4 protein-coding genes are annotated in these 3,998 nt (G+C 27.8%); all 4 read right to left on the minus strand.

Annotation, left to right across the window (positions count from 1 at the left end; genetic code table 11):
* Positions 1 to 359 precede the first annotated feature (359 nt).
* Complete coding sequence (locus tag EVI01_RS13805) at positions 360 to 515, minus strand: hypothetical protein (protein WP_010751711.1); 156 nt, start codon at positions 513 to 515, stop codon at positions 360 to 362.
* Positions 516 to 723: 208 nt separating this feature from the next.
* Positions 724 to 2,205, minus strand: a complete 1,482-nt coding sequence (locus EVI01_RS13160) for a helix-turn-helix domain-containing protein (protein ID WP_010751712.1) — start codon at positions 2,203 to 2,205, stop codon at positions 724 to 726.
* An 811-nt stretch (positions 2,206 to 3,016) separates the two neighbouring features.
* Positions 3,017 to 3,607: a helix-turn-helix domain-containing protein gene (locus EVI01_RS13165; protein WP_010751713.1), complete on the minus strand. Its 591-nt coding sequence runs from the start codon at positions 3,605 to 3,607 to the stop codon at positions 3,017 to 3,019.
* 108 nt (positions 3,608 to 3,715) lie between these two features.
* The coding region (locus tag EVI01_RS13170) for a VaFE repeat-containing surface-anchored protein (protein WP_146811751.1) at positions 3,716 to 3,998 on the minus strand (283 nt) is incomplete at its 5' end.

The raw sequence follows: 3,998 nt of genomic DNA on the forward strand, positions 1-3,998 counted from the left end.
TGCTGTAAATAGGTAAGTAATATGTTTTAAAATAATTTTTCATTTTATAGCAAACAAAAAGAGGAGTGACAAGTCTTTTATCCCCCTCCTATGGTATACATAACAAAAATTTTATTTTAAATCTGCTTTTTTATTTCTAGGCCAAAATAAAAGAATCAGCCAATTTGTAACAACAGAAGTGACCAAACTAACTAAGTAGGTAAATGTTTCAATAGATACTCTTTCTTATTTAATCCAATTATATTTATTCCAAAAAATACATATTCAACCATCACGTATCAATAAAATAAATATCCCTTTTTTATTTTCAACGTATCCTCTCAAAAAAACAAAAAAACAACTGTCCAATGAGCTGTAATTTAACGAATATACAAATATTTTACCACACCATTTTCTAAACCATCTTGACTATGAACTTCAACATTTGTCAGATAATTCACAAAATCTATCATTGTTTTTTCACCGCTTTTTACTCCTATGTTTTTTGCAACATATTTAACGACTTCTTTTAGCACAGTAAGTTTCCACCTTGGCATCCGTAAACATTTAATTTTCATACAACTGTTTCACCATTATTAAATCACAGAATTGACTGATTCTGGTTCTACTACCTCTCAAGTATTTCTATCTACTTTCTTTACATAAAAATAAAGAAAAAAAGAAAAAAGTTAGTCTATAGAATAAACTTCTCTCTTTTTATGATGGCCAAAAAGCAAAAATAAACTAGTTTACTGATGGTACTTGGGGAAGACTCTTTTGTTTCTTTGCTTTTTTTTCTAGAAAGATTTGTTTGATTTGCTTAATCAAATCTTGCCAATTGTGGTTATTAGGCAGTCGTTGCCATAAAATGTGTTTGCATTGGAGATTTCCTAAATGAAAATCAGAAATATATACATCCGTTTTTGACGAAATGACATTTTCAATGACTATTTTTCCAGCTAAAGCATACTGTAAATGCTCTGCAATAAATTCTTCATATGCTTTTCCATAAGAAAAATCCAAAGTAATATAAATGGGCTCTTCAATTGATTCTAATGGGAAGTTCTTTATCAACTCCATCATATAACAAATATAAAGATCTGCTTTTTCCTCTTCAGTCAACAAGATAGAATGACCGATTGCTGTAATTGTTTCATTTACTTTCTGATCAAATAAGGGATATTCCTCTTTTAAAAATTGAAAATGACGAATATTTCTAAATCGATGGTGTACATCAGGCATTAGCAACAAGCGTTCGTGGATAGGCTGTACCCCTTTAAACAAAACTTTAAGTAGTTGATAGTCTAAGGGAATCGAATCACTCATTTCTTTAATCATATTCAAATATTTACTATTAAAAATGAGTAACGTTGGTTTTAATTCTGAAAAATTCAAATGTGTTTTTTTGTGGATCATTCGATTGATATATAAATAAATATACAATATCGCAGCTTCATTGATTGCGACAGAATCTGGAATACTATATTCATTTTTCAACTTTCCTGCTAACTGTTGAATCAAAGGAGCCGATAAATCGACATTGGCTGCTATATAAGATTTATGAAAATATGATTTTTTCATCATACGAAGTGCACTTATAGATAGAAACAAAGACAATTTATATCGTTGACTATTTCGAATTCTAATTTTAAAAAATTGTTCAATCCAAAATACCAGTTGGTCACTTTGATTTTTTTGTTGTTCAGTAAATGGATGGCCAATACCATTCAGATCATGGATAATAGAATAACCTAAGGAACGGATTTTCCATTCATTGCCTACAATTTTGTTCTTTTTTACAAGTAACGGTTCTTTTTCTAACAGTTTATTTATTCGTTTTTTATAAAGGTACAATGTCGAATTTGAAATGTAGTGTTCGGCTGTAAATTTACTGATTGGTTTATTTGAAAACAGTAGGAAAATAAGCAACTGATAGATCAATGAACTATCCAAATATTGTTGTCTTAATTTTAGAATATCTTTATCGCAAATGAAAGAATTTACTTGAACAATCCCTCTTTTAAAAGTAAAAACATTGTTCAAACTTAACTTCTGTTGGAGGTCTATATCTAACTCATCAATTAACTTTCCTAGTTTAAATTTAGATACAGCTGTTTCTTGCGCCAAAAAAGATAGTTCTACTTTTTCACCAAGTTTTGTTTGGATAAACTCTAGTAGTTCTATTTTTACTTTTGAGTTTTCATCTAGCAACTGAAGGATATCCATTCTCCCAGTCCTTTCATTGTTCGTTCCCAGCATATTTATTAAAGCGCTAGAAATAACTTAATTACTCAGTTTTTTGTTAACAGGGCAAGTCAGACAATAAAGGCAATTGTTCCTATTGAATCAATAGCGTCTATTTATTCTCATTTTTTTGGTAAAATTTGTTAATCGTTATTTACTATTTACCATAAAAATAAAAAAGGTTAACAATATACCTGTTCCATATAAGACTCCATTTCTTGTTTTTTTATCTAGTATTCATACTGACTTAAAGAGAGGGGGTGTATCTGAAAATTAAAATAAAATTTGTATATATAATTAGGATAGAGTGTTTTTTATTAAATAAACACCATAAATTTCCGTTTTTTTTCAATTTTTTCATTTTAAAAATAAAAAATAATAGTATTATTAAGTTTTACTTAATTTTATATAGCATATGAAAATAAATAAATATTTGTGTTCTAAGTTATTTATTGATATTTCCATATCCAATTATCATAAATATTACGGTTTAAAGATAAACATAGCTCAAGAAATAAAAAAATTCGATCTATAAACTAAAAATTTCGCTATAACTACCTAATTATTCAATAAATAGACACATTATGTTTTTTATAGAATACTGTGCTATTTTATGTACTTTATCGAATCTAAAAATAAAAAAGCTGTTACACCTTAATTTAATCCTTGGTGTAACAGCTTTTTTATACTAATAATAATAGTACAACTAATTCGCCTATTCGTCTGATTTGTTTAATTGATAAGCGCTAAACTACAACTATTGCATATCATACAGCATTAACTTTTTGTAAAATCATTCAAAGTATTTTATAAATAGCTCTCTAACTTTTTCATCTTTCATTTGTATTTTCGAATTGAAAGTAATTGCTCTTAAATGTTCCTCACTCAAATGGATTCCTACTCTAGCATGCCATTTTTTATAATAATTTACAAAGGCGATTGCATCTTCTTTTGTGATCTCTTCTTTTTTACTTATCCTTTCCTTAACTAAAAATAAATCAGTATATTCTTTTTCCATTTCTTCCAATACAAAGGCATTTTCTATCATTATTTCTTTCCAACCATACGTTTCTAAAGCTTTTTTTAAATCAGATATCTCTGATTTTAATTCGTCTATTTTTTTGTAAATCAGATTAAGTCGTATGTTCATTAATATAGGTTTAATATAAAGTGGATTATTTAAAATGTGCTTAATATCTCGTAATTTATACCCAAGTGACTTTAAAAAACTAATCTCATCTATTCTTTTTATTATTTTTTCTTGATGATAATATCTTATTCCATTGACTCTTTCAGCTGATTCAATTAACCCAAAATCTTCATAATATCGTAAAGTCCTAGTGGTTACACCAAATATTTTAGTTAGATCAGATATTGATATCACTTTGTTAATCTCCCTCATATGTCATCAAAAATTTAAAATCCCCATTTTCGTAAAGAACATGATTATATTACAACTCTATCATTCTATCATTTTGTTTATTATATAAAATTATCTATTTTTACTCAAATATCTTAACACTAGTACTGATAAAACCAGTAGAAGAAATCCTACTATTACTAAAAGAATAGACTTCACTTCTCCCGTAGCTGGAAGTAGCTGATTCGTCTTACTTGCCGTTACTTCTTTCCCATCATATTCTTTTCCAGGAAGTAAATGTTTATAATCCACTACATCTTTTACTTGGGCTTTTTCTATCGCTGGAATCATTTTAGTATTTTCTTTTGCATTCGTTGCGTTTGTTTTGATTTCTGGTGTTTTTAGTGCTGTTGGT

This window comes from Enterococcus villorum (assembly GCF_007990225.1).
In the GTDB taxonomy this organism is placed as follows: Bacteria; Bacillota; Bacilli; order Lactobacillales; family Enterococcaceae; genus Enterococcus_B; species Enterococcus_B villorum.

Coding starts and splice junctions, on each gene's coding strand:
- EVI01_RS13160 (WP_010751712.1), bottom strand. CDS start 2,205: ATGGATATCCTTCAGTTGCTAGATGAAAACTCAAAAGTAAAAATAGAA.